This is a genomic window from Mesorhizobium sp. B2-3-7 (assembly GCF_006442695.1).
In the GTDB taxonomy this organism is placed as follows: domain Bacteria; phylum Pseudomonadota; class Alphaproteobacteria; order Rhizobiales; family Rhizobiaceae; genus Mesorhizobium.
This window is the reverse complement of the sequence record NZ_VFVV01000005.1, coordinates 248,073-271,546: the sequence shown is the minus strand read 5'-3', so window position 1 is coordinate 271,546 and position 23,474 is coordinate 248,073. Positions and strand designations below refer to the sequence as shown.

18 protein-coding genes are annotated in these 23,474 nt (G+C 60.8%); 13 read left to right on the top strand and 5 right to left on the bottom strand.

The features are described from left to right. The first annotated feature begins 1 nt into the window (after position 1). From FJ940_RS12600 to FJ940_RS12580, 5 genes are read left to right on the top strand one after another with little or no spacing between them, the layout of a single operon-like run. Positions 2-850: a DUF4150 domain-containing protein gene (locus FJ940_RS12600; RefSeq protein ID WP_140524749.1), complete on the top strand. Its 849-nt coding sequence runs from the start codon at positions 2-4 to the stop codon at positions 848-850. A gap of 11 nt (positions 851-861) precedes the next feature. Continuing rightward, positions 862-1,254 carry a hypothetical protein gene (locus tag FJ940_RS12595; RefSeq protein WP_140524750.1) on the top strand — a complete coding sequence of 131 codons (393 nt, stop codon included), beginning with the start codon at positions 862-864 and terminating at the stop codon, positions 1,252-1,254. Next, complete coding sequence (locus tag FJ940_RS12590; protein ID WP_140524751.1) at positions 1,254-1,745, top strand: hypothetical protein; 492 nt, start codon at positions 1,254-1,256, stop codon at positions 1,743-1,745. The genes FJ940_RS12595 and FJ940_RS12590 overlap by 1 nt, the downstream gene beginning before the upstream one ends. 3 nt (positions 1,746-1,748) lie before the next feature. Beyond that, positions 1,749-2,837 carry a DUF2169 domain-containing protein gene (locus tag FJ940_RS12585; RefSeq protein WP_140524752.1) on the top strand — a complete coding sequence of 363 codons (1,089 nt, stop codon included), beginning with the start codon at positions 1,749-1,751 and terminating at the stop codon, positions 2,835-2,837. 32 nt (positions 2,838-2,869) lie between these two features. Continuing rightward, entirely contained in the window at positions 2,870-3,877 is a 1,008-nt protein-coding gene (locus FJ940_RS12580) for a hypothetical protein (protein ID WP_140524753.1), read from the top strand. Between the two features lie 30 nt (positions 3,878-3,907). Here FJ940_RS12580 and FJ940_RS12575 read toward each other — a convergent pair whose 3' ends face one another. Genes FJ940_RS12575 through tssI form a run of 3 tightly spaced genes read right to left on the bottom strand, consistent with a single transcriptional unit; the run spans position 3,908 to position 7,842 of the window. Beyond that, the gene (locus tag FJ940_RS12575; RefSeq protein ID WP_140524754.1) at positions 3,908-5,071 is read right to left on the bottom strand and encodes a hypothetical protein; all 1,164 of its coding nucleotides are present in this window, start codon (positions 5,069-5,071) and stop codon (positions 3,908-3,910) included. 7 nt (positions 5,072-5,078) lie between these two features. Next, the gene (locus FJ940_RS12570) at positions 5,079-5,531 is read right to left on the bottom strand and encodes a DUF6484 domain-containing protein (RefSeq protein ID WP_140524755.1); all 453 of its coding nucleotides are present in this window, start codon (positions 5,529-5,531) and stop codon (positions 5,079-5,081) included. Then, positions 5,515-7,842 carry a type VI secretion system tip protein TssI/VgrG gene (tssI, locus tag FJ940_RS12565; RefSeq protein ID WP_140656719.1) on the bottom strand — a complete coding sequence of 776 codons (2,328 nt, stop codon included), beginning with the start codon at positions 7,840-7,842 and terminating at the stop codon, positions 5,515-5,517. The genes FJ940_RS12570 and tssI overlap by 17 nt, the downstream gene beginning before the upstream one ends. A gap of 275 nt (positions 7,843-8,117) precedes the next feature. Between tssI and tagH the strand changes: the two genes are divergently transcribed. From tagH to FJ940_RS12530, 7 genes are all read left to right on the top strand, one after another. Then, the gene (tagH, locus tag FJ940_RS12560; RefSeq protein WP_140498302.1) at positions 8,118-9,167 is read left to right on the top strand and encodes a type VI secretion system-associated FHA domain protein TagH; all 1,050 of its coding nucleotides are present in this window, start codon (positions 8,118-8,120) and stop codon (positions 9,165-9,167) included. A gap of 522 nt (positions 9,168-9,689) precedes the next feature. Beyond that, positions 9,690-11,006 (top strand): type VI secretion system protein TssL, long form, encoded by a 1,317-nt coding sequence (gene tssL / locus FJ940_RS12555; protein ID WP_246675711.1) that lies wholly within the window; start codon positions 9,690-9,692, stop codon positions 11,004-11,006. 22 nt (positions 11,007-11,028) lie between these two features. Further along, on the top strand, positions 11,029-14,583 hold the full coding sequence (gene tssM / locus FJ940_RS12550; RefSeq protein WP_140656718.1) for a type VI secretion system membrane subunit TssM: 3,555 nt from the start codon (positions 11,029-11,031) through the stop codon (positions 14,581-14,583). 156 nt (positions 14,584-14,739) lie between these two features. Further along, positions 14,740-15,519, top strand: coding sequence for a protein phosphatase 2C domain-containing protein (locus tag FJ940_RS12545; RefSeq protein ID WP_140581123.1), 780 nt, complete (start codon positions 14,740-14,742; stop codon positions 15,517-15,519). After that, positions 15,519-17,945: a serine/threonine-protein kinase gene (locus FJ940_RS12540; RefSeq protein ID WP_140656717.1), complete on the top strand. Its 2,427-nt coding sequence runs from the start codon at positions 15,519-15,521 to the stop codon at positions 17,943-17,945. The genes FJ940_RS12545 and FJ940_RS12540 overlap by 1 nt, the downstream gene beginning before the upstream one ends. Before the next feature lie 104 nt (positions 17,946-18,049). After that, entirely contained in the window at positions 18,050-18,457 is a 408-nt protein-coding gene (locus FJ940_RS12535) for a DUF1036 domain-containing protein (protein ID WP_181165311.1), read from the top strand. Beyond that, entirely contained in the window at positions 18,454-20,784 is a 2,331-nt protein-coding gene (locus tag FJ940_RS12530) for a M23 family metallopeptidase (RefSeq protein WP_140656716.1), read from the top strand. The genes FJ940_RS12535 and FJ940_RS12530 overlap by 4 nt, the downstream gene beginning before the upstream one ends. Positions 20,785-20,852: 68 nt before the next feature. On the opposite strand, the gene FJ940_RS12525 is transcribed toward FJ940_RS12530, so the two are convergent. Further along, positions 20,853-21,386 carry an OmpA family protein gene (locus FJ940_RS12525; protein ID WP_140498307.1) on the bottom strand — a complete coding sequence of 178 codons (534 nt, stop codon included), beginning with the start codon at positions 21,384-21,386 and terminating at the stop codon, positions 20,853-20,855. Between the two features lie 259 nt (positions 21,387-21,645). Between FJ940_RS12525 and FJ940_RS12520 the strand changes: the two genes are divergently transcribed. Continuing rightward, the gene (locus FJ940_RS12520; protein WP_224519101.1) at positions 21,646-22,155 is read left to right on the top strand and encodes a hypothetical protein; all 510 of its coding nucleotides are present in this window, start codon (positions 21,646-21,648) and stop codon (positions 22,153-22,155) included. A 56-nt stretch (positions 22,156-22,211) separates the two neighbouring features. Here FJ940_RS12520 and FJ940_RS12515 read toward each other — a convergent pair whose 3' ends face one another. Continuing rightward, positions 22,212-23,456, bottom strand: a complete 1,245-nt coding sequence (locus tag FJ940_RS12515; protein ID WP_140515089.1) for a caspase domain-containing protein — start codon at positions 23,454-23,456, stop codon at positions 22,212-22,214. Between the last annotated feature and the right edge of the window lie 18 nt (positions 23,457-23,474).

Below are 23,474 nucleotides of genomic sequence, written 5' to 3'. Positions count from 1 at the left end.
CATGGCACTCAGCGTCTACGCAGAGAAAATGGGCTTCTTTCACAAGGGCAGCAACGGCCAAGGTATCGCACCAGGCGATGTCTGTCTCTCGCCGCCATCCCCACCCGCAGGCCCGGTTCCGGTACCATACGTCAATATGCTGTCGTCGTCGGATCTGACTAAGGGCACCAAGAGTGTCAAGATCGATGGCGAGCCGACGGCTATCGAGAATGCATCGGAGATCTCGACCAGTACCGGCGACGAACCCGCCACGCAAGGCCTCGGCGCAGGGGTCGTGACCCACAAGATAAAGGGAAAGGGCGTCTTCAAGTTGTGGTCCTTCACGGTAAAGGCGGAAGGCAAGGGCGTCGACCGTCATGGCGATATGATGGACCAGAACACCGCGAGCGACCCGCCGCCCAATTGCGTCAACGTCGCTGCGTTCAACAAATTCCTCGCGTTTCTATTGGACAATTTCATTTTGGGTCCATGCCCACCAAATCCGAAGTTTGAGCGGACCGAAAAGCGAACGGCTGCCCAGCGCGACAAGGTGAACGGACAGGAATGTTGGCAGTGTAAGCAGGACAGTGGAACGAGCAACACTACTTGGAAAGCCTCAGAGCCCGGGAAGGTAGAGCCGACAGGGCCGGGCAAGCCGTTGAAAGACAAGCCGTACATGACCCATGACCATCAGCCGCCGCAGGTCTTGGCTTGGCACATGGGTGGTTGTCACATGGGACTGGAAAAATTTCAGGAGCACTTCGACACCGCTGATTCGGTCATGCCTCACTGCAATAAGTGTTCGAACAGCCAAGGCTCGAAAGCCCGTAAATACGCGAAGAACTTCAACGGCAGTGCAGCAGCTCTGTAAGGGACGCCACAATGACCGACATTGTCGATATTCGTAACCGCTACATCGAAGAACTTCGCCGGGTGCTGCCCGCGCTGCAGGCATGGTGGGACAAGATGGAAGCCGATGAAGGCGAAGTGGTCTGGAAGCGTTGGCCAACCGGCCTGGCCGGGCACCCGCGGGTGCTGGGGATCTTCCGCAAATATTATCTCCAGATTGACGACATGAATCGCGAACAATCAATGCCGGAAGAGGAGCCGGCTGAGAAATGGGGCATCGATAGCATGGGTGAGGAAATTGGGTTCGTGCGTCCCGCCGATGTCCTTCTTTTCGATCTCCCGTCATTCGCGCCTGATCTCACCGACGTCACGGAAGGCATCTGCTTTCTGCCGATCGCGCTCAACGAGAAAGACGAGGTGGTCTGATGGCTCCGCTGATTACGCTTTACGACAACGATCTCGGCACGCGCCGTTTGCTGACGCAACCGCGTTATGTCGCGCCAGTTGGGGATATTCGTGTGGCCCGCGGGCTGGACGAAGCAAGCACCATGCATCAGACCTTGTTCGGCGAGTATTTGTCGGATCTTAAGGACGCCTACGACATCGCCACGTCATGGTGGGCAGGCATCATCGTCTCGGAGGAAGAGCGTCACGGTAGCCGCGAAAAGGCACTGGAAGAAGCTTTCAACGCTCGCGTCGCTGGAGCGGCCTCCAACCCACACGTCGTCTGGGTCGTGCGTCGCTACTGGCTGAAATGCGTGACGGTGAATGTCAAGGCCGGAGAAGCCGAAGGGGTCGCGGCAGAGACCTTTTTGCTGCAATGGTTGATCGATGCTGGCGAGACGAATCCAGCAAAGCTGATCGCCTGCATGCCTTATTGGCCGATCGGCCTGGACGAGAACGGGGCCTGGTGCTGATCCATGACATTCGCTGTCTGGATCGAGAATCGCACGCCGTTCGTTGCCGGTACGTTTGTGCAAACGAATGCCGATGGCAATGAGGTGTTCCTCGCCGTTTTCTCGGCCAGCTTTGATATGCTAAAAAACGCGACGCAGTTTCAGCCGGCATCGGAGCAATTGCCGGTAAGCTTTGGCGACGTGCCGTTCGGGGATCCTGCCTATTCGTCAACCCGCTATGAGGGGGAAATCGCGTGGACGAAGCCGGGGGTCGACGTGATCTTGAATGGCCAGGCACATGCGCCGCGCGATGGGCGCGTCCATGAAATGCAGGTCGGGTTGAGGTTCGCCAATATCCGCAAGGTGCTCAACGTGACTGGCGATCGCCTGTATGACGCGGGCGGCTATAGTCAACCACATCCCTTCGCCAAGATGCCGATAATCTACGAACGCGCGTATGGGGGGACCGATGACAACGGCAAGACCGACACCCGCAACCCGCTTGGCGTCGGCTACCATCATGCCCGCTCCGCGGACAAGGCCGTGAAGACGCATGCACCCAACGTCACCTATGCGAGTGAGCGGTTCCTTAGCCCATCCGATCGGCCAAGCCCGGCTGGGTTTGGGGTGGTCGGCCGTGGCTGGCATCCGAGGCTACAGTTTGCAGGTACTTACGATCAGGCGTGGATCGACAATCAGTGGCCTCTTCCGCCAAGGGATTTTGATCCGCGTCACAATCTCTGTGCGCCCGCCGACCAGCAGTTGCAGCGGCTGAACGAAGGCGAGGGAGTCAGCGTCATCGGCATGACGCCGGAGGGCCGCTGGAACTTTCGCATACCGCGTGTCGTGGCTCCGATCCGCCTTCTTTACGATGACCGCGCGGAGGATCATCCGTTCCACATTGACACCGTCGTCATTGAGCCGGATTTGCGCCGCCTCACGCTGAAATCGCGTTTGTTCCTAGTGACCAGGCGCAACACGCCAGCGCTCAGGGAGATCGTTTTCGGCCATGTGACGCCGGCCTTCCTCCTCGCGCGGCGCAAACGCAAGGTCTATCTGAACCCGCGCGGCGGCAGCGGCGTCATTGCAGAGAGGGCGACATGGCTAGCCTAAGGGCGCCGATCTACGTCGTGGGTGGCGGTGCCGTGACGCCAGCCGGCCTCAATGCACGCCAGACACTGGCGGCAATCCGGGCCAGCCTCTCCGCCTTCGAGCAGCGTACCCTCACGGATCCCTTCGGCGCGGAACAGACCGTCTCCCGCATTCCATCGCACTATTCGCTGCGCCACACGGAGAAAGTCTGGCTCACCAGCATGGCCACACGAGCGGTCGCTGAGGCGCTGGAGACAGGCGGCCTTGCCGCCAGCGCAAGTGCGCTGCTCTTGGTAGCGCCCGAGGCTTTTCGCGAGCACCCCGCCTTCGCGGAGACCCCGGCCACGGAGTTCCTGACCGGCCTGCAGGACGCGCTGGGCGAAACCTTCCATGCCACCTCGCGCATTGTCGACGGAGGCGCGGCAGCGTGCATAGGGCTGCTGGATCGGGCGGCTAACCTGCTCGTCACGCCAGGAGTCGAACAAGTGCTGCTGGGTGGCGTCGACAGCCTGGTGAACGACAAGGACCTCGCTCGCCTGAAGGCGGCCAACCGCCTGAAAGCGGAGGACAACGCGCAAGGCCTTGTGCCAGGCGAAGGCGCCGTCGTCGTCTGCCTGCGCCGCGCGCCAAGCCCCGACGTGCAGACGCAATGCACCATTCACGGCGTCGGCGTTGCATTGGAGGAAAACTCCGTGCTAGCGGAAAACTACAGTCAGGGCAGAGCATTGGTCGCTGCCTGCCGTGCGGCGATTGAGGGTGAAGGCGCCACTGAGTCTGGCATCAAGTTCATTGTTAGCAACGACAACGGCGAGCGTTATAGTGCCTGGGAGGGACTAATCGGCCGCTCCCGCTTTTACCGGACGCGCCGCGAGATCCTTCCAATGGCTCTTCCCGCGATGACGGTGGGCGACATCGGTGCCGGTGCCGGCGCACTCACACTGCTTATTGCCGCCGACAGCTTCACCAAAGGCTATGCGCCGGGCCGCGTCGCTATGTGCGAAGCCAGATCGGAAGCCGGGATGCGCGCCGCTGCGCTTGTGAGTGAGGTCATCAGAGCTTAACCGCGTGTCTTTGCGTCGTGGACGGAGTCTTCACATCCACGCCGGAATTGAGCGTGAACGCCTCCAGTTGGTCAGGGCGATCTCCGCGTTGGCGAGCGCGCCCCTCATAGCGTCCAGTCTCAGCCGTCGCATCGATTGGAATTTGCCGAACTTCGCTGGCCCCCTCCCATTGTCCCACCAAGTCTGTACCCGCGAAGCGCAAGGTAGCGGCGTCGCCTCTATAATCTCGAACTTCGGCCCGAGTTTGGCTGGGTCCGTGACGAACACGTCGGTGTCATTAAAGTCAATCTCAATCAGGTCGCGCAGCGCGAGCCCCGCCGCATAAGCGAGTTCCGGCGACCGCATCCTCTCGATCAACCAAGGCATAATCGCCATGTCACCCGCCAGTCCGCTCGCCGCGACAGCCGCCTCGCGCGTTGCGGCGGTGGATACGAAATGCTCCCACCACGTCCGCGCCGCAGTCGACGGCGTGGTGAGCAACCGAATTTCGAATACGGCTCCCGCAAGCTCCGGGTTACGAGCCACCATCTTGTCGAGCATGGGATGGACCCGCGGCGCCTCCCCCAGCAGACAGGCCGCCACTGCCGCCTCCAGCCGCTCCTCCGCGCTGGGTGCCTCCAGGCATACCCAAACCTTGGCGATCACATCTCTACGCCGCAGCGCTCCTGCGAGCTTGAGCGCTCTGCGGCGTACCTCAGCGTCGCCATCAGAGAGCAATCCCGTCAGCCTGGGCCCTGGATTGCCCCCATGGTGGTGGAGCGCGCCGACTCCCAACGCACGCTCCATTGCGACCGTCGAATCTAGCCAGCGCGCCACGAAGGGCTTCAACTTACCCGGCGAACTGCGGGCAACAGAGCCAGACAGCGCTGACAGTCCGGACTTCCCGAGCCGGCCCGCGCTCTCCAACGCGAACTTGATCGCTGACGCGGATTGCCATTCAAACGCTAGGGCCCCAAGCAGAAACAGTTCGGGCGGCTCCTGGTAGTCGGCGAAGCGCGCCGACGCCAGGTCCCAAGCCGTCTGGCCTGCCGCGAAGAGCCCATCGAGATTAGCGTCGAGCCGCTGGTCGATGCGGCCGATGTCGAAGGCGCCCATGATAGGGCCGTCGATCTCGCGCGAACGACGGTGCCACAGGAACGCGGCGTCCTCGACATGCTGCTCGATAATCGCCGGGATTGTCGCAATCCGCTGCATGGACTTCTCAGTTGAGGTGAACAGCCGCGCCCCGCACGCGATTGACGCCGCTTGCCTGGCTGCTCAACTGGCTGCCGCGGATCGAAATGCGGCCGTTCTTCTCCAGAATGATGGAAGCCAGGCCGCAGCGCAGCTCGATGCGTTCCTTGGCGGTCAGCGTTACGGTTTCACCGTCGCGGATCACCTGCACTTGTTCGCGCGTGTGAGCTGGGTCCACAATGCGTCCGATAACGAGCGGGCGGCCCGGATCGCCACCTTCGAAAAGCAGCGCTACCTCCGCGCCCACAGCCGAGGAGTCAAGTCTCGCCAGGCTGCGCGCCTTGAGTGCCGTCTCGCCGGGATTGCCTACGAACACCACTAGCGGTGCACCCTCCTCAAAGCCGATCAACAGCCCGATGACAACCCCGTCGATACCTTCAACCGATTCGTTGCATCCAGTTAGTTCAGTTGTTGAAGACATTGCTACCCTTGATCTTGACGTCGCCGTCAGCTTTGACCTGGACATCGCCGCTGCCCTGGATGCGGATTTCCTTGCCCTTAATAGAAATCGAGCCATCCTTCTTCATGTTGATCGTCGCATCGCCGCATTTCAGCGTGATCTCGTCGCCGGCATCAATCACAAGCTTTTTGCCGACCTTGATCGAACTGTCTTCGGTAATGTCGATGCCGCTGCTCTTGCCGACTTTGAGCGCGTGAGCCCCATCGATTTGGGTGCCATCGTCCGCGGTGATCTTGGCGGTCCGTCCCTTGCCGATCGTCGAAGCATGATCGCCGTCTACATTGAATGTCTGATTTCCATTAATTTTCACCGTCTGGTCGGATTTGATGGTCCAACTGTCGGAAGCCCCGATGTCGTGGCTCTGCCCCAGCACCACGCTGACAGAACGGGTCGCGCCGATGCTGTTGATCTGAAAACCGCCGACGCTACGGGTCTCCGCGGCGCCGACGGTGTCGAAACGCGCCGCCTTCACCGTAATCGTCTGTACAATCCCCACTGTCTGAGAATGATTGGCGTCGATGTTTTCCGTCGAGTTCGACACGACATGAATGGTCTCGTTGGCCATGACTGTCAGCGAGCGGTTGGCGCCCACTGTCTCGGTGTCGTTCGAGCCGATGTTGGTGGTCTGGTCGACGCCGATCTTGACCGTCTTGTTGTTGCCGACGTCCTCGTCGAGGTTGTGGCCGACGGAGTGTTTGGCGTCGTGGTCAATGCGGTCGGACTGATCGTGCTGGACCAGCTTTGTGCGGTCATGCTTGATCAGAAGGTTGTGATCCTTCTGCGCCTGGAAATTGACCAGTTCGGAGCCGGCCTTATCCTCGAACATCAGTTCGTTGTAGCCGCCACCGCCTTTGGAAGAATCCGACTTCCAGCCCGATTGTGTGGCGTTGCCAGGCAGGCCGTAGGGCGGCATCTGCGAGGCATTGTAGACCCGGCCGGTGATGATCGGCAGGTCCGGGTCGCCTTCGATGAAGTCGACGATGACCTCCTGGCCGATGCGCGGTATCTGGATGAACCCCCAGCCACTGCCGGCCCAGCTCTGCGACACCCGTACGAAACAGGAACTGTTCTGGTCCTTCTTGCCGACGCGGTCCCAATGAAACTGGACCTTCACCCGCGCATATTTGTCGGTGAATATCTCCTCGCCGGATGGACCGACCACCGTCGCCGTCTGCGGGCCGCGCATGATCGGTCGTGGCGTGGTCCGCGGCGGGCGATAGGGCAAGGCTGTCGGCGCCACACCGAGGACCACTTTGAAACTCTCGCTTTCGACGTCGGCCTGGGCTCTATAGCCGGGATCAAACAGCCTGTATTCGGCGCTGACCACCAGATATTCCTGGTTCTGGTCTTCGCGCGGAAAACCGTCCAGCTTGAACGTGCAGCCGGAATACAAGCCGCGCACGGTGCCGGCCGCGGCGATGCGCTGGTGCAAGGCCTGGATCTCCTCGCGCCGGATCGAAGCCAGGCTGTCGCCCCGGCTTACTTCGAGATGCGCGCCCGGCTGGCGGTAGTTCTCACCCGCGGACAGTTTGTGACTGAACGGCTGGGCCGACTTGGCCATGAGGTCGGCGCCCGGCTTCTTGAAATCATAATCGGTGTGGGCATAGGCGCCTGGGCGCACCGAGCTGCCCGGTATCCATTCGGTGATGTATTCGACGTCGCGCCGGGAGCCCTGACCTTCAAAGTTATAGAGCACTTTCTCGTAGCCCGGCGCAGGCTTCAGCTTGCTCATCGCATCGGCCAGGACAAGCGTATGCTTGCCGTCATCGTGCTCGAAGAAATAGAAGATACCTTCGTGCTCCAGCAGCCGCTGCACAAAGTCCAGATCGGTCTCGTCGTATTGCACGCAGTATTCACGCGCCGGATAGGACCCTTGCAGGCGTAGATCGAATTCGGAAATACCGTATTTCTTGAAGACATCCTTGACGATGTCGACGACGCTCTTGTTCTGGAAAATATAGCAATCTGTGGTGTTGCCGAGAAACCAGAGCCACGGCCTCATGACGGCCTCGTAGTAGGCTAGCCGGTCCTCCATGCGGGTGAGCCGAAACTCCGATACGATTCCACTGAGCCAGCGCTTTGGATCGGATTCACCTTCGATCGAGACAGGCCCGCCCAGCATCTTCAACGGGTCGATATCGGAGTCTGTGCTCACGAACCCGACCGTGTAGGCAAAGCAACGGCTGATCTCATCGCGTCCGACAAGATGCGTGAAGGTCAGCAAATCGGAGCCAACCGGTGTGCGGACAACGGTGGCACGTTCATTCGGCATGGGTCGAGCCCCCTCCTGGACGCGGCCGCCAATGTGATGGATTTGAAGTTCCCGCTATATCAACGGTGTCATTAGCGGTGTTACGTTCAGGAACTTTCCAAATCCGCCACGCCAGGCCATGTTTAGCCTACCACATGTTTTCCCGCTGACCAAAGAGGACAGGCGGGCGACAGAATCTTATCCGTCGACTCGTCGGCTTGAAACGCCGCTGTCCTGTTTTGCCTGCAAGCTGCTAGAATGTTGGAGTATCGATCAACGATCGACGGCGATCTTGGATGTACATCAGTCTGCGGATCAACAATGTCGACGCCCTGCTCGCTGGCACCTCGACCAGCTACGTGGCGCGTGATAGCGGCTTCGAAATCGGGCGCGATGCTTGTGACTGGACCTTGCCCGACCCCGACAAGTTCATCTCGGGTCGGCACTGCGAGGTTCGATACGAGGCGGGCGCGTTCTGGCTGTACGACATCTCGCGCAACGGGACCTTCATCAATGGATCGAGCCAGCGCATGAGCGGCCCGCATCGGCTGGTCGATGGCGACCGGATGCTGATCGGCCGCTATGTCGTCTTGGTATCGGTCGAAGAAGAGCGCGCCACGGCAGACCACCCCAGCCGCGATTCGACACAGCGGGAAACGCCGGTCGCGACAGGCCGGCCGCTGGAATTCGGAGATGGGCCTTTCTTCGAGCCCGCGCAGCAACGGTCCGCACAGCGCAGTTCCGCGCCGACATTCTCGTCGCCTGCCCTTCCCTCAACCAGGGACGAGGTGCTGCGGGAGATCGCGATCGCAGCCGGCATTTCGCCGGAATTGCTTCAATCGCGCGACCCCCATGAAGTTGCCGCCGAAATCGGCGCGGTCTTGCGGGACGTGGTCGAGGAGCTGACCCTGCTGCTGAAAGCACGCGCGGCCGCGAAAATGTTGGCCAAAAGCACACAGCGAACGATGATCAGCGCCGCCGACAACAATCCGATGAAGTTCGTTCCAGGAACCGACGACATCCTGGAAATCATGTTCGCCCGGCGCAGGACCGGCTATCTTGATGCCAGGCGCAGCATCGAAGATGCATTCCGCGATCTCAAGACTCACGAGTTTGCCACTTATACCGCGATGCAAACCGCGCTCTCCCGGCTGCTTGACGACCTGTCGCCCGAGGCGATCGGCAGGAAACTCCCGCCTACCTCGTTTACGAAGAAGAAGAGCCAAGCCTGGGACGTCTATGTCGCGACATGGCGGACCATGGAGGAGGCACATGAAAACGGCATGCTTGATATATTCCTGGCCTATTTCAGCGAGGCCTACGCCAAGGCCGGCAAGCAGAAATAGGAGGTCCCAGGAAGGCACGGCCCCGGGAAACGTATGGCCAAAAAGCATATGGCCAAAAATGCATGGCACGGCAGTCGGCGAAGAAAAGTCTCGCTGACGCCCGGCGTCCGGTTCCAATCGACGATTTCTGAGATTACGATCGCATAAGACAGTTCGCCAAGCGGGTAAGACTCATTGAGCTGAGGGTCTGCGGCAAATGTCATGTCACTGCGTGATAGCATCTTCTAGCCATTGCCACGGCCGGCAGCGGCTGCCTTTCCTTTACCTGGCCGGAAACCGTTCTGCGCCCATCTCACCCCATCGCCGGCGCCCCGCCTGCACGGACGATCTGCGATGAGTTCGAAGGACGACCCCTTCGGCCCGGCGGGCAAGACGGTCATTCGCGCAAATCCGCGGAGCAAGCAAAAATCGACGCTAATTCCCGAGCTGCCCGTCGCGGACAGAGGCCAGTCCTCTCCAATCAAGGATTCGACGGTGTTCGATCCAGGCGGCGGGCGGTCGCCAGGCTGGGCATCCGGAACCATGATTTATCAAGGTGGCCCCGGCGATGTTGGTGCGCCGACAGGCTCTGCTGGGACTGCGCCGAGGACAGGCATCGAGCAGGAAAGCCTATTCAACGCCGGGAGCGGCATCAAATACGCCGCGGCAAACCCCATTCTCGCCGCGGCGGCACCTTTGCTGATGCTGCTCGGACAGCTCAGGCTCTTGCCCGTTGAAAGACAGGCGGCGCCATTGGCGCAACATATCACCGAGGCGATTGAGAAATTCGACCGGATAGTTGAGAAGTCAGGCGTTGCCGAAGAGGATGCCCGGATTGCGAAATTCGCCCTCTGCGAAACCGCCGACGATCTCATCGGTAACCTGCCCTGGCCCAGGAATGACGCCTGGGCGCCACACGGGATGCTGCGGCAATTCTTTCACCTCGAGCCCACCGGCACCGGCTTCTACGAAGCGCTGAACAAGATCCTGGCCAGTCCCGAAAAACACTACGATCTGCTCGAACTGATGCATGCCTGCCTGTCGCTGGGTTTCGAAGGCCAGTATCGAGGCGTGACGCGACAAGACAACAATCTCGAACGCGTTCGTCGCGACGTTTACGAGACGCTTCGCTATTTCAGGCCGCGTTCCGGTGGAGACATCTCGCCGCATTGGCAGGGCCTAGCGGCGACGATGGCGCAGTCCTCCGCCCGCCTGCCGCTTTGGGTCGTCGCGGCAGCGGCGACCGCGTTGCTGACAGCGGCGTTCTTCGCATTGCGGGTCTTCATCACCAATGAAGGCGAGGCGGTCGCGGGTGAATTACTGGCGCTCGACCCATCAACACCAGTCGTCATAGAACGCGCCAGCGTGGCGCCGTTGGCTGAGCCGGCGAAAGTCACCCCACCAGCGGCCACCGCGCAGATTGATCGTATTCGTGCGGCATTGGCCAAGGATCTCGAAGGCGGCGGGCTGACCATCGGCACCAAGGGCGACTTCATCGTCGTGGAGATCAACAATCTCCTGCTGTTTCAGTCCGGCAGGGCCGAGGCGAGGCCGGAATTCCAGCCCATTGCCACCGACATCGCCGCGGCTCTGGAACACGAGCCTGGACCAATCCGGATCGTCGGCCACACGGACAATGTGAAACCACGAAAGTCGAGCGCGTTCAAATCCAACTTCGACCTTTCCGTCGCCCGGGCGAAGGCAGTCGAAGTGTTGATGGCAGTGAAATTCACCGATCCCTCGCGACTGACGGTCGAGGGTAAGGGCGAGGACGAGCCGATCGCCGACAATGCGACACCGGATGGCCGCGCCAAGAACCGCCGTGTCGATGTGATGATCCCCAGGGAGGAAACACTGTGAGCACGGCCCGCTGGAACCACCCATGACGCGTTGGCTGTTGCGGATATTCAGCGTGATCGCGCTGGTCGGCTTCGTCGCGGCAGTGTGGTTTGCCGGGCCATTGATCCGCTTCGCCGACATCCGGCCGCTCGGACCTGGGTGGCTGCGCGCGACGATCATTGGTGTGATCCTCGCGCTGCTGGCGCTTTTTTACGCGCTGCGTTTCTGGAAAGCGAGGAAGGCGCAAAAAGCGCTCGAAGCCGTCGTTGCGCACAATGCCGACCGCGATGACGATTCTCGGGTGCTCGAAGCGCGGATGAATGAGGCCGTGGCGGCGCTCAAACGGTCGAGCGGCAAGCGCAACTTTCTCTATGAGATCCCCTGGTACGTTGTCATCGGCCCGCCGGGTGCCGGCAAGACGACCGCTCTGGTCAATTCAGGCCTGAATTTTCCGCTTGCCGGTTCGGGGGACGCCCAACCGGTGGCCGGTGTTGGCGGAACACGTGCCTGCGACTGGTGGTTTACCGATCAGGCCGTGCTGATCGACACCGCAGGTCGTTATACGACGCAGGACTCCAATCCCGAGATTGACAAGAAGAGCTGGCTCGCATTCCTGTCACTGCTCAAGAGGTACCGCACCAGACAACCGATAAACGGCGTCATCCTGGCCATCAGCCTTGCCGATGTGATGAGCTTCGATGATCAGCAGCTTGATGCCCACATCGTCGAGATACGCAGCCGCCTGAGAGAAATTCACGAGACGCTGAAGATCCAGTTTCCCGTCTATCTGCTTTTCACCAAGGCCGATCTGGTTTCAGGGTTCACGGATTATTTCGGCGGTTTCGACGAGGCGCGCAGACGCAAGGTATGGGGCACGACATTCCAGACGGGGGAGCGCGATAGGAACATGGCCGCCGCGGCTCCTGCCGAACTCGATGGGCTGGCGGAACGACTGGCGGACGAGATGGCCGACCGCCTCCAGGAAGAGGCTGATCCGGTCACGCGCATCTCCATCTTCGGCTTTCCGGCTCAGTTCGGCGCGCTGAGGGCTCGCATTACCAGTTTTGTCGCCGGTCTATTCGACCCGTCCCGCAGCCAGGTGAAAGCCAGCCTGCGTGGACTCTATTTTTCGTCAGGCACGCAAGAGGGAACGCCCATCGATCAGGTGCTGGGCGCAATCGGCCGCAATTTCGGGGGCAATTCCCGCCCGCACCTTTCCGGAACCGGCAAAAGCTTCTTTTTGCATGATCTGCTGACGGACGTCATTTTTGCCGAATCGGGATGGGTTTCGTATGACAAATCAGCTGCGAGGCGGGCGGCGGTGGCCAGATTTGGCGGCCTCGGTACGATAGCGCTGATCGCTGCTGCCGCACTCGGTACGCTCGCTCTGAGCTTCGCGGCCAACCGCTCGCTGATCGCGTCCGCAACGGTTGCTATGGGCCAGTATCGCGCGACGGCGGAAACGCTGCTCAAGGCGGCCACAGTTACCGATGTGGACCTTGAAAACGTCATCGGCCCGCTCGACCAGTTGCGCGACCTGCCGGCCGGGTTCGAAGCCGCTGAGCTAGCGACACCGATCGGGGAGACGTTCGGCCTCAGTCAGCGGGAAAGACTTCTTTCCGCGTCCCGGACCGCTTATCGGAAAGGCCTGGAACGCATGTTGCGCTCGCGCCTGCTGATCCAGGCCGAGCGAACGATCCAAGCCAAGATGGGCGATCCCGCCGCACTCTACGAGCCGTTGAAAATCTACCTCATGCTTGGTGGCAAGGCGCCGAAGGTCGATGACGCGCTGATCGTTTCCTGGATGAAGCAAGATTGGGAACAGAACCGATACCCGGGCGAAAACAACCGCGAGGGACGAGCGCACCTCGAAAAGCACCTGCGCGCCATGCTCGCCTTGGACGACGCCTATGACCCCGTTTTCGAACTGAACCAGCCCCTTGTTGAAGCCGCACAACGCTCTCTCGAGCGCATGAGCCTTGCCGATCGAGCGACCGCTTTGATCAAGTCGGCGATCTACGCGGCGGCGCTGGATGACTTCTCCGTTTCCCAGCAAGGTGGTCCCGAAGCCCAACTGCTGTTCGAACGTATCGATGGCAGCGAGCTGGCGGACCTTCGTGTTCCCGGTCTCTACACCAGTTCCGGCTTCAACAGGTTCTACCTTGCCCAACTCTCGCGCATTGCGCAGATGCTCGTCGACGAGCAGTGGGTTCTCGGTGGTGGCGGAGAGCAAGGCGACATCGATCAGCAATTGCTCAGGCTCGGCCCGGAACTTCTCGATCGCTACGGCAAGGCGTTCGCCGCGGCGTGGAACAGCGTTCTCGACCAGTTGAAATTCAAGGCGATGCTGACAGACAAGCCGCACTATACCGCGCTTTCAGCCGCTGCCTCCCCCAGTTCGCCGATAAAGCGGCTGTTTTCGGCGATCGCCAACGAGACGGCGCTGACACGGGACCCAGGTGACGGTCCTGGCGCCGAGACAGAATCCGCGGCTCAAAACCAGCAACGCAGCGCCGCAGAATTAGCCAAGGGCTTAGCCCGTATCGGCATACACATAGCCAACGGCAAATCGCAAATCCGCGCCGGCGCACAGCCCGCTGACGTACAGAACTTGAATCCGGGCGCGAACATTGAAGCGCGATTCAAATCATTCCAGGTCCTGGTGAACGGGCCCGCCGGACATCGCCCGATCGACGCACTAACCCAGAACTTCAGCGACATCTATCAAAGCCTGCGACTGGCCACCGAAGTTCCTTCGCAGGTGGAGCGGCTCAACGGTAATCTGCAGCTACAGATTGCCACCCTTCGCGCCAATGTCTCGCGTCTGCCCAAGCAACTCGGCCGGATGGTCAACACGACGGCAGATGAGTTCGAAGGTAACGTCGCCGAAACCTCGGTGACAAACTTGAACCAGATACTCGACCAGACGGTCACAGCCCCCTGCGAGGCAGCGATCAACGGCCGTTACCCCTTCGACGGGAGCAGCACCGAGGACGTCGCCATGGCCGATTTCGCGAAGCTGTTCGCCCCAGGCGGACTGATGGACCGGTTCTTTGCACAAAATCTGGCCTCGCTGATCGACATGACCGGCCAGGACTGGCGTTGGAAACAGGATACGCGCTTTGGACGCAACTTGTCGAAATCGACCTTGAAGGACTTCCAGTTGGCTGCGGAAATCCGCATTGCCTTTTTTCCATCGGGCGCTTCAGTACCCTCCGTCAGCGTCACCTTTACACCCTTCTCGCTGCATGGCGATGCCGACATGGCCGTACTTGATGTCGATGGCCAGACCGTTCAGAGCAATCAGACCGGAAATGGGCCGAGCACGGTGACTTGGCCGACCGGTACGGCTACCCCATCCGCGAGCCTCAGCCTGACGCCAGAAATGCCAGGGCGCCAGTCCGCCATCACGTTCGAAGGGCCGTGGGCCTTGACGCGGCTTCTGAGCAAGGCGGCTATCACGGGCAACGAGGGCAGCATGCAGGCCCGCTTCGTGATCGGCGGGCGCGACGTCACCTACACGATCCAGACAGGGTCCGGCACCAACCCCTTCCTGCTCCCTGCCCTTTCCGGGTTCACCTGTCCCAAGGCGTTCTGAGATTGAGATGATCCTGGGCAGTAAGCCAGAAGCGCAAAACCAGGCACACACATATTTTAGTTTTCGATACTCTAATGTTTGAGCCTGTGGCAAAGTGGCACGGACGCGCCCGAAGGTGCGCCGCGGAGGACGCTGGGTGAAGCGTTTGGTGGCAAATTGAACAATGTCGCCCTTCCCATTGAAAGCTTCGGCGTGAGCCACAGAGGCTGTGTGCGGGAGCTCAATGAAGACAACTACCTGGTCGAGCCCCAGGCTGGCCTGTGGTTGGTCGCCGACGGGATGGGTGGTCACGACGCCGGAGAAGTCGCTTCAGCCAGTATCGTCAATCATCTGGCAACGATCGGGATTGCCAGCTCCGCACCGGATCTTCGGGCGCGCTTCGAAGACAGGCTGAGCAGGGCTAATGCCGAGATCCGCCGCATATCCCAGTCTCGCGGGATAACAATCGGCTCAACTTTTGCCGCCCTGCTTGCCATAGACGGGCGGTTCGCCTGCCTCTGGGCTGGTGACAGCCGCGTGTATCTGATCCGCGAGGCCTCGATCTCGCAAATATCGAAGGACCATACTGAGGTTCAGGAACTCATCGATAAAGGCATGCTCACCGAAGCCGAAGCGCTCACCTGGCCGCGCCGCAATGTCATTACGCAGGCAGTCGGCGTCAGCGACGAGATTGTCATCGATTTCCAGCAAGGTGAAATCCTGCCGGGGGACATCTTTGTGCTGAGCACCGATGGCCTGACGGCGCATGTCACCGATGCCGAGATCAAGGCTGCGACAGTGTCCGCGACACCTCAGTCGGCGTGTGAAAACCTGCTGGAAACGGTTCTGGCGCGTGGCGGAACAGACAATGTGACCATCGTGCTTGTCAGGGTCGCGGGCGGATACGATAGCCAGTCGCCCCGTCCAGCTCTGTACAAAGCGCGGGGGCGGGGCTGATGAGCGCCGACGACAAGACGCGGATATCGCCAGGCGCGGCCAACACTGCCGTGGGCACGCAACTGAGCGGTATCTACGAACTTGACGAGCGGATCGCATTCGGGGGCATGGGCGAAGTCTACCGGGGCCACAACATCCAGACCGGCGACCATGTCGCGATCAAGATCGTTTTGCCGGAATTCGCGCGCGACCAAACGATCTTGTCCCTGTTTCGCAAAGAGGCAACTATCCTGAACCACCTGTCGCATGACGCGGTGGTGCGTTATCACGTCTTCACGATCGATCCGGGGATCGGTCGTCCCTACCTCGCCATGGAATTCGTCGATGGAGCGTCGTTGTTCGACATCATGCGACGTGGGGCGATGCCGACGGGAGAGGTACGAAAGCTGTGCCATCGCCTCGCCTCCGGTCTAAGCGCCGTGCACCAGGCCGGAGCAATACACCGCGACCTCTCACCGGATAACATTATTCTGCCGGGGGACCGGGTTGACCGTGCGAAGATCATCGATTTCGGCATCGCACGCTCGGCGACGGTGGGCGGAGAGACCCTGATAGGCGGAAGGTTCGCGGGAAAGTACAACTATGTTTCGCCCGAACAACTCGGGCTCTACAGCGGCGACGTCAGAGAGCAGTCCGACATCTACAGCCTTGGGCTGGTATTGGTTGCCGCCTTGCGCGGCAAGCCGGTCGATATGAGCGGCTCGCAGTTCGAAGTCATCGAAAAGCGCCGGACCGTGCCTAATCTCTCCGATATCGATGACGATTTTCGCGGCATTGTCGAAGCCATGCTTCAACCGGATCCGCGAGACCGGCCCGTCAGCATGGCCGAAATCGCCAGGATGACACGTGACGACAACGAGGAGACAATCCCGCCGACTTCCCTGGCGCCCCGCGCTCGGCCGGGTTTGCCGCCGATAGGGCAAGCCGCTGCTCCAGCCAGCAAGAATGAGGTCGAGCGGCACGACGACGCAGACGCGACGGGTTCAGGTAGGCCGCGCTTCGTCCAGCATGTGCGGCCCGCGCATTTGTCTGGACCGCCGCGCCCGGCCCCCCTCGGCGCTGCACGTACGGCCATGGCCGAGGTGCCTGGCAAATCCACAAGGACCCGAACGATCGCGCTCTGTGCCTTGGCGGCGCTAGCCGTGGCCTCTGGAGGCGGCCTTTATCTGGGCGGCGTCATGACGCCCGCGACGCCGACTGTCGGCAAGACGTCGCTTTCCGCGGCAGAGCCAGCAAAGCCCACGCCCCAAACGTCACAGCCCGCCGCTACGCAGGATGTAGCGAACGCGCCCGAGCCGCCAAAGGTTGTTCCGCCGGCGCAGCCGGAAACGCAGGCCGGCACACCGCCCGCCGAGGATAAGCCACATGCTGTGGCAGCTCAAAGACTGCCGTCGGCCAAGCCCGTCGACATACCTCTACGAACCGAGGCGCCGCCGAAGCCAATCGCGACGAACGCGCCGCCGCCCGAAAGGGCATCGCCGGCAATCCAGCCCGACACGACGGCCGGCGATAGGCAAAAGCCGACTTCGCCCGCTACGACCGCTCCAACCCCGCCAGAAGCCGAAACGGTCCAAACTCCGCCGCCGGCTGAGACGGAGGTTGTCGAGACCAAAAAGCCCGAACCACGGGCCAGCCCGCCGGCGGCCCCAATCCCGGAACTGAAATCGAATGCAGGTCCAGCGGTGGATGCCAACGCCAACAGCCAGATTTCTGCGTTGCCGACAGGCAAGCAGCCGAACCAACGCGTTGTAGCGTTGAACGTGCCCAAACCAGCGATCCCCCCGGCGGTCGACGATATCGGTCAACGCGTCGCCTGGGTTCGCGCCTTCGGCGGCGGCGACTGTTTCTATGCCGCCGTCACGTCTGCTACCGACAAGGCCGCCGCAATCGAAGGATTTGGCACGGCCGTCCAGCCATTCGAACGCATGCTCGGCGATTTCCAGGCAAAATTCCATGTCGAGCCAGACATCAGCGTCCGCCTCATTGAGCCAAGCCAATGCGAGGTAACCAATTTTCTGCGCTTTCTGGGACAGACCGCGGCCGACCAGCCGCAGCTTGTTCTCGACCGAACATCTGTGCCGAACGGTACGCCGATTAGCGGTACATTGGTAACGCGCAGAGGGCTCATCTCCAGCGTTCTGCTGATCGACCACAAAGGCATGGTGTTCAATCTCGACGACCGCATCGTCACGGGGTCGGACAAGGCGACCTTCAGGATCCCGATTGGTCTCGGCGCGGCCGATAAGGCTGCTGGAAAGTCCGTGCCGCAGATAATACTGGTGATCACGGGCCCTCGCGACATTCAGTCGGCTGCCTTCTCCGATCCCACGCCAGCTTCGGCGCTGTTGCCCAAAATCATCGAGGAAGTCGAGACCGACGGATCTCGGTTCTCAGCCACTGCCAAGTATTTCCGGCTCGGCGGATAGCGTGGGCCTAGCATGGAACGCCGCCGCTGGTGTTTGACCACTTGGTCTGCCCTGCCCGAAAAGCAGCAGGTCCGGTTCCAGCCCTATCTGCCCCGAGGGCGCGCATGAAACTCGCGATCATTTTGGGCGCTCCCCTCGCCCTGCTGTTGTCCAGCCAAGCGCGAGCCGAGTTCACGGTCTGCAATCAGACACTCGATGTCGTCAATCTCGCCGTCGGCCAGAAGGTCGACAATGCGGACCAGACCGATGGATGGTGGACCATCGGCGCAAACCAATGCGTGAACGTTATCCGGGAGGAACTGACCAACCGCTACGTCTACATCTATGCAACTGACGTGTTTGGTCATGCCATCCTCGCCGGATTGACCGAAATGTGCATCGAACGGCGACGTTTCTCGATCCGCGGCAGTGACGAATGCTGGCAGCGCGGCCACATCACCGCCCGGTTTCTGGAAGTCGACACCCTCGAACAGGTGCGGTGGACCTTCTTCCTGACCGCAAGCAATCCGTGACACACCATATCGACACGAGCTTCAGACAGAAGAAGCAGGCGCGCGCCGCCCTTCGCAGGCGCACGCTATGGCGTAGATTGATGGTGGGTTTGACCTCGGCTGTGCTGCTTTGCGTGGCCGCCGGTTTTTACCTGACCGCGGACTATTGGTCATTCGGCGACGAAGACGAGGAGTTGCATGCGGTCGAGGGGGCGGACGATGTGCCGGCCGACGCATCCGTCTACGTGCCAGCGCTGATCGATCTGGCGGGGGACCCGATGTGGATCACCCTTGCGCCAGATGCCGGCGCCGCAACCAAAGGCCGAGTGGTCCCGCGTCCGGCAGAACTCGATCAGGCCGACGTTTCTCCCCAGCTCGAAGTCCTGTCAGACGTCATGCTGAGCGCCAGCGAAAAATTCATGACGACGATACCGTCGACGCAGGAGGATTTCGCATTCTTCCAAGCGCAACGAAAAACCGCTGCCGCGCCATCGGGCGATCTGGAGAACGATCTTCAACCCTCGCCTCCCGCCAGGGAACTTGAAGCGGCTTCCGGTCAGAAAGCCGACAGCGACGATCCCGAAGCCGGATGGGGTGAGACGATCGATGCAGGCGATGCAGCCCTGCCGGCATTCCAGAAGACCGAGATCGAGAACAACACGAGCGTCGTAGCCGTCACCAATGAGTACCAGCGATTCGCGGCGACCGAAGACACGTTCGTAAAGGTTCTCAATGATCGCAGTCTGGACAGCGTAGCGTTGGATGCGCACTTCTCCGCGCAGGATGCCAAGCTGGCAGGCGAGGCCCTGAGCGCGCTTTTCCACCGGGACGGCCTGGCAGCGGGTCACGTCGTTGCGATGCGAGGGTTCAGGCCGACGCGCGACACGAGCGCAATGTCCCTGATGCAGGTTTCGATCTACGCCAAGAACCTGTTCGTCGGCACGCTGACGCGCAACGGCGCGGGCGCCTTCGTGTCGGGTGTTGATCCCTGGGTTCGCGAAGATCTGTTCAACTATTCGGGCGCACAGGAAGAAGGTACGCATAAACGACAGTATCGTCTGCTCGACGCCATCTATTCGACGGCAGCCCGCAACAATGTTCCAACCGGCGTGATCGGCGAGGCGATCATGTATCTTTCGAGAGGACAGGATCTGGACGCCTTTGCAAGCGAGGACCAGCGTCTGGTGATGATCTATTCACAGACGCCCAGGGGCAAGGACGAGGGCGCGGGACGGGTTCTGTATGTGGGCGTGCAGGGGAGCGAGAAAAGCCTCGACTGTTTTGTCTTCCAGCAAAGCGACGGCCAGTTTGCGTGTGTTACAGGTGACGATCAGGTACGCTCGCTGACAGTCACCAACGGCATGGTCACGCCGGTGAATGGCGTCATGACCTCCACCTTCGGACCACGAAAGCACCCCATTCTGGGGACCGTGCGCATCCATAAGGGCGTCGATTGGGCGGCACCCGTCGGCACGCCGATCGCAGCCGCCTTCGATGGCGAGATCACCTTCCAGGGCGATGGGGGAAGCTACGGCAATCTGGTCAAGATCTTGCACAAAAACGGCCGCGAGACGCGTTATGCGCACATGCAGAAATTTGCAATCGAAGCCGGCGTCGGCACCAAGGTCAAGGCAGGCGACGTCATCGGCTATATCGGCACCACCGGATTATCGACCGGCCCTCACCTGCATTTCGAGCTTTACCAAAACGGCGAGGCGATCGACCCCTTGGGCACGGTTACCGCGGTCGCATCGAACGATTCCGCGGTCGAAACGCTCACCGAGCGCATCGTTCACGTCGAAAGTGGCGGTAGTGCTCGCGCCAAGAATCCTAATTCTTCCGCGACGGGCGCCGGCCAGTTCATAACCAAGACCTGGATCAGGATGATGAATACCTACCGCCCGGAGCTTGCACGCACGCTGTCGACCGAGGACCTACTCGCCCTGCGCTACGACGCCACGATCTCGCGAGAGATGGTGCGCAACCTGGCGCGCGAAGGCGAGGCCTACCTGCGCCAGCGCGGCCACCAAATCACGGCCGGCCGGCTCTATCTCTGTCATTTCCTTGGAATGGAAGGCGCGCATCAGGTTCTGTCGGCATCAGGTTCGGCGCAGCTGAGCGCTGTCCTGGGGTCGGCCGTCATCCAGGCCAACCCGTTCCTCACCGGCAAGACAGCCAGCTACGTGGTGGACTGGGCCGAAAGAAAAATGGGCCAGAAGCTGACTCATCTGGCAACCGACGCCGGGTCACAGACAACGACCACCGAAATCCGTCAGACGTCGCCGGAGTTCGAAAAATACAAACAGGCCATCACTGCTCTCATGGGCTCGATCCCAAATACGCTCTGAGCGTCAGGTCTGGCATGAGTTTCTTGCGCAGAAGGGTTCCCCCTCGGTTTGCCGCGCAGTTTCGACGGTTATTGCGTTTTTATCCGCATTTCCACGCGGCGGTTGGCAGGATCGTACGGGTTGGCGTTGCGAGGGTTCTTCTCGCCCATGCCGACGGCGTTGATGCGCGCGGCCTCGACACCGCTGGCCGTCAGGAAAGCTGCCACCGATTTCGCTCTTCGTTGTGACAGACCTTCGTTGTAGCGCAGCGTGCCCGTCGCATCGGTGTAGCCTTCGACGACGAAGTTGAACGTGCTCAGCCGGTTGTCTTTCAAAGCCTTGGCAAACTCTTCGAGCTCAGCGCGCGCGGTTGCGTCGAGTTGGGCCGAATCCAGCCCGAAATTGATCAGCATGTCGAGGTTGGATCTGCCTTCCTGCTGCCCATTGGTGTTGCTCTTGTTGCACTCCTCTTCGGAACCGACACAAATTCCTCGAGATTTGCCAAGATCGGCTGCGCCGGCAAAAAACTTCACGATGTCTTCTGATTTCCGAGCCGGATCGGCGGAAGCATGGTTCGAGAAAAACACGACCGCCAACACAAAGGCTGAACGACTCCACTGCATAGCGCTCCTCCTGTTTGAGTATCCGATTTTGATCGACCGCGAACATATCAAATTCCAGCGCAATTGTCTGTGGCCAAACGTTGGAGGTGCGATCATCGCGACTGTTTTGGCCGTGGCACGGCTTGAGACTTGACCCGCGCCGTGCCTGAGGCTTGAGTGGCCAAAGTTCCTCGATGAAAGCGCGGCGTTCATGGCCCATGGGCTCCGATTCAAAACGGCACGGGATCTTTTCGCAGCTTGTCCCGCTATCACCAGGGACATGCGCACTCCTCCGACCGAACAGCACTCGATCGCGTTTTGCCGCGACCTCCTCGCCGGGCGCATTCCTGAGGAAGCGATTACATTTTGCGCCTACCTGCTTCCCGAGCGGGCCGCAGTCTGGTGGGCCCACGAATGCCTAAGCCATCTGAGCGACCTCTTCGATGAGACCGATCACCGGTTGCTCGGTCTTGTCCGCGACTGGGTGAGCGAACCCGACAGCCCCCGCCATCGAACAGACGTCAGAGCCGCCGCGGCAAAATCGCCAACAACCCCGGTCGGCTGGATTATCCTAGCTGCGGGATCGCGTGAAGATCGGTCAGCCGTGGCCGCGATGCCGGCACTGGATTTGCAGCATTCTCCTGCTGCCTATGCAATCAATGCCGGAATTCTGGCCGGTCTGGCACGCGTGGCGCTCGTGGACCGTTTCTCGGTGCTGTCGGCGTTCGTCGAAATCGGTATCCAGATGGCCGAGATCGAGGCCCTCCACCAGTCAACGGATGCATCTTAGGGGCACTCGCCCACACGACCGGCACCCACAGAACTGGAGGACGCCCTCCGTCCCGCCTACTTGCAACCCCCTTGAGCCCATTTGGCGAGCGCCACCTTGAAGCGTGTCCCAAGCGGATGCTGCAAGCGCAGAACGGAGACATCGTTGGCGGCGAAATTCTTCGCCTGATCACACAGTCGGGTCTCGTTCCACTCATGGCAGCCGTCGCAGTGCTTGCCCTGCCATACCGAATTGTCGAGGCCCTCCACCGGACTGAAGCGTGGCTCGCCTTTTATGAGCTCCGCAATACTCTTCCCATCGATTTCGGGGTCGCCGAAATCGATCGGAACGTCGAAAAAGATCGGGTCGTCAGAGGCGAGTTTTGGGATTTTCTGACGGAGCACATTGAGTGCGAGTTGGGCGTCATTGGCGGAGCTCGACGGATTAGCAGTGGCATTGCGCGTATCCGAGTCGCCTTGCGGTCCGGGAACGCCCGCCTCACCGACGATCAGCGGTGCGTTGAGATCAACCTTGTGCAGGACGACCTCGGTGGTCAGCGAGACGTTGCTCCAGGGGCGCTGCTTGCTAGCGGTTGCCTTGAACACATCGGCGGTAACACGGTTCATCGCCTCAGTGATGGACACATTTGTCTCGCCAATGTGCGCAAGCAACGCCGAGGTGAACGGCGAATGTTTGCCGGATCCGTCGTAGGCGACCTGATTTGGACTGGTGGCGAACGCGACAAGCGTACCGGCACCGCCATTCTCGATCGAGATTTCCGCAAGGCCGCTTTTTGCTCCCCTGACGCCGGCGGTCTTTGCCAGCACCTCGGCTAGAGGATTGTCGCGACAGGCGTCGAGGAAAATAAGCCTTATGCTGGTCTCGCGAGACATCTGTCGCAGAACGAAATCGACAGGCACCGCCTCGAAGTCGAGCGAAGTCTCGTCCTCCAGGGCGGCATCGATCGGAAGAAGATAGTTGCTGCCTGAAACCTGCAAGCCATGGCCCGCATAGAAGAAAAGCGCGATGTCCGCCCCGCGCACCTGCTTTGCGAACTGCGCTATTGTCGTCTGGGTCTGCAACTTGGTCAGATCGAAGCCGGAAACGACTTCAAAACCAAGATCTTTCAGGCTTTCGGCGATGGCTTTGGCGTCGCGCACCGGATTGGCGAGTGCCGGGGCGTGCAGATATTGGGAGTTGCCAAGTACCAGCGCTGTACGGCGCTCGGCATCGGCTGCCGTCAAAGTGAAAAGCAGCGCAACTGCCGCGAGCCCGATTGCGCGCAGAAGGCTACTGCGACGGGCGATCAGATCGAAACCCACCGGGACAACAGATCCTTC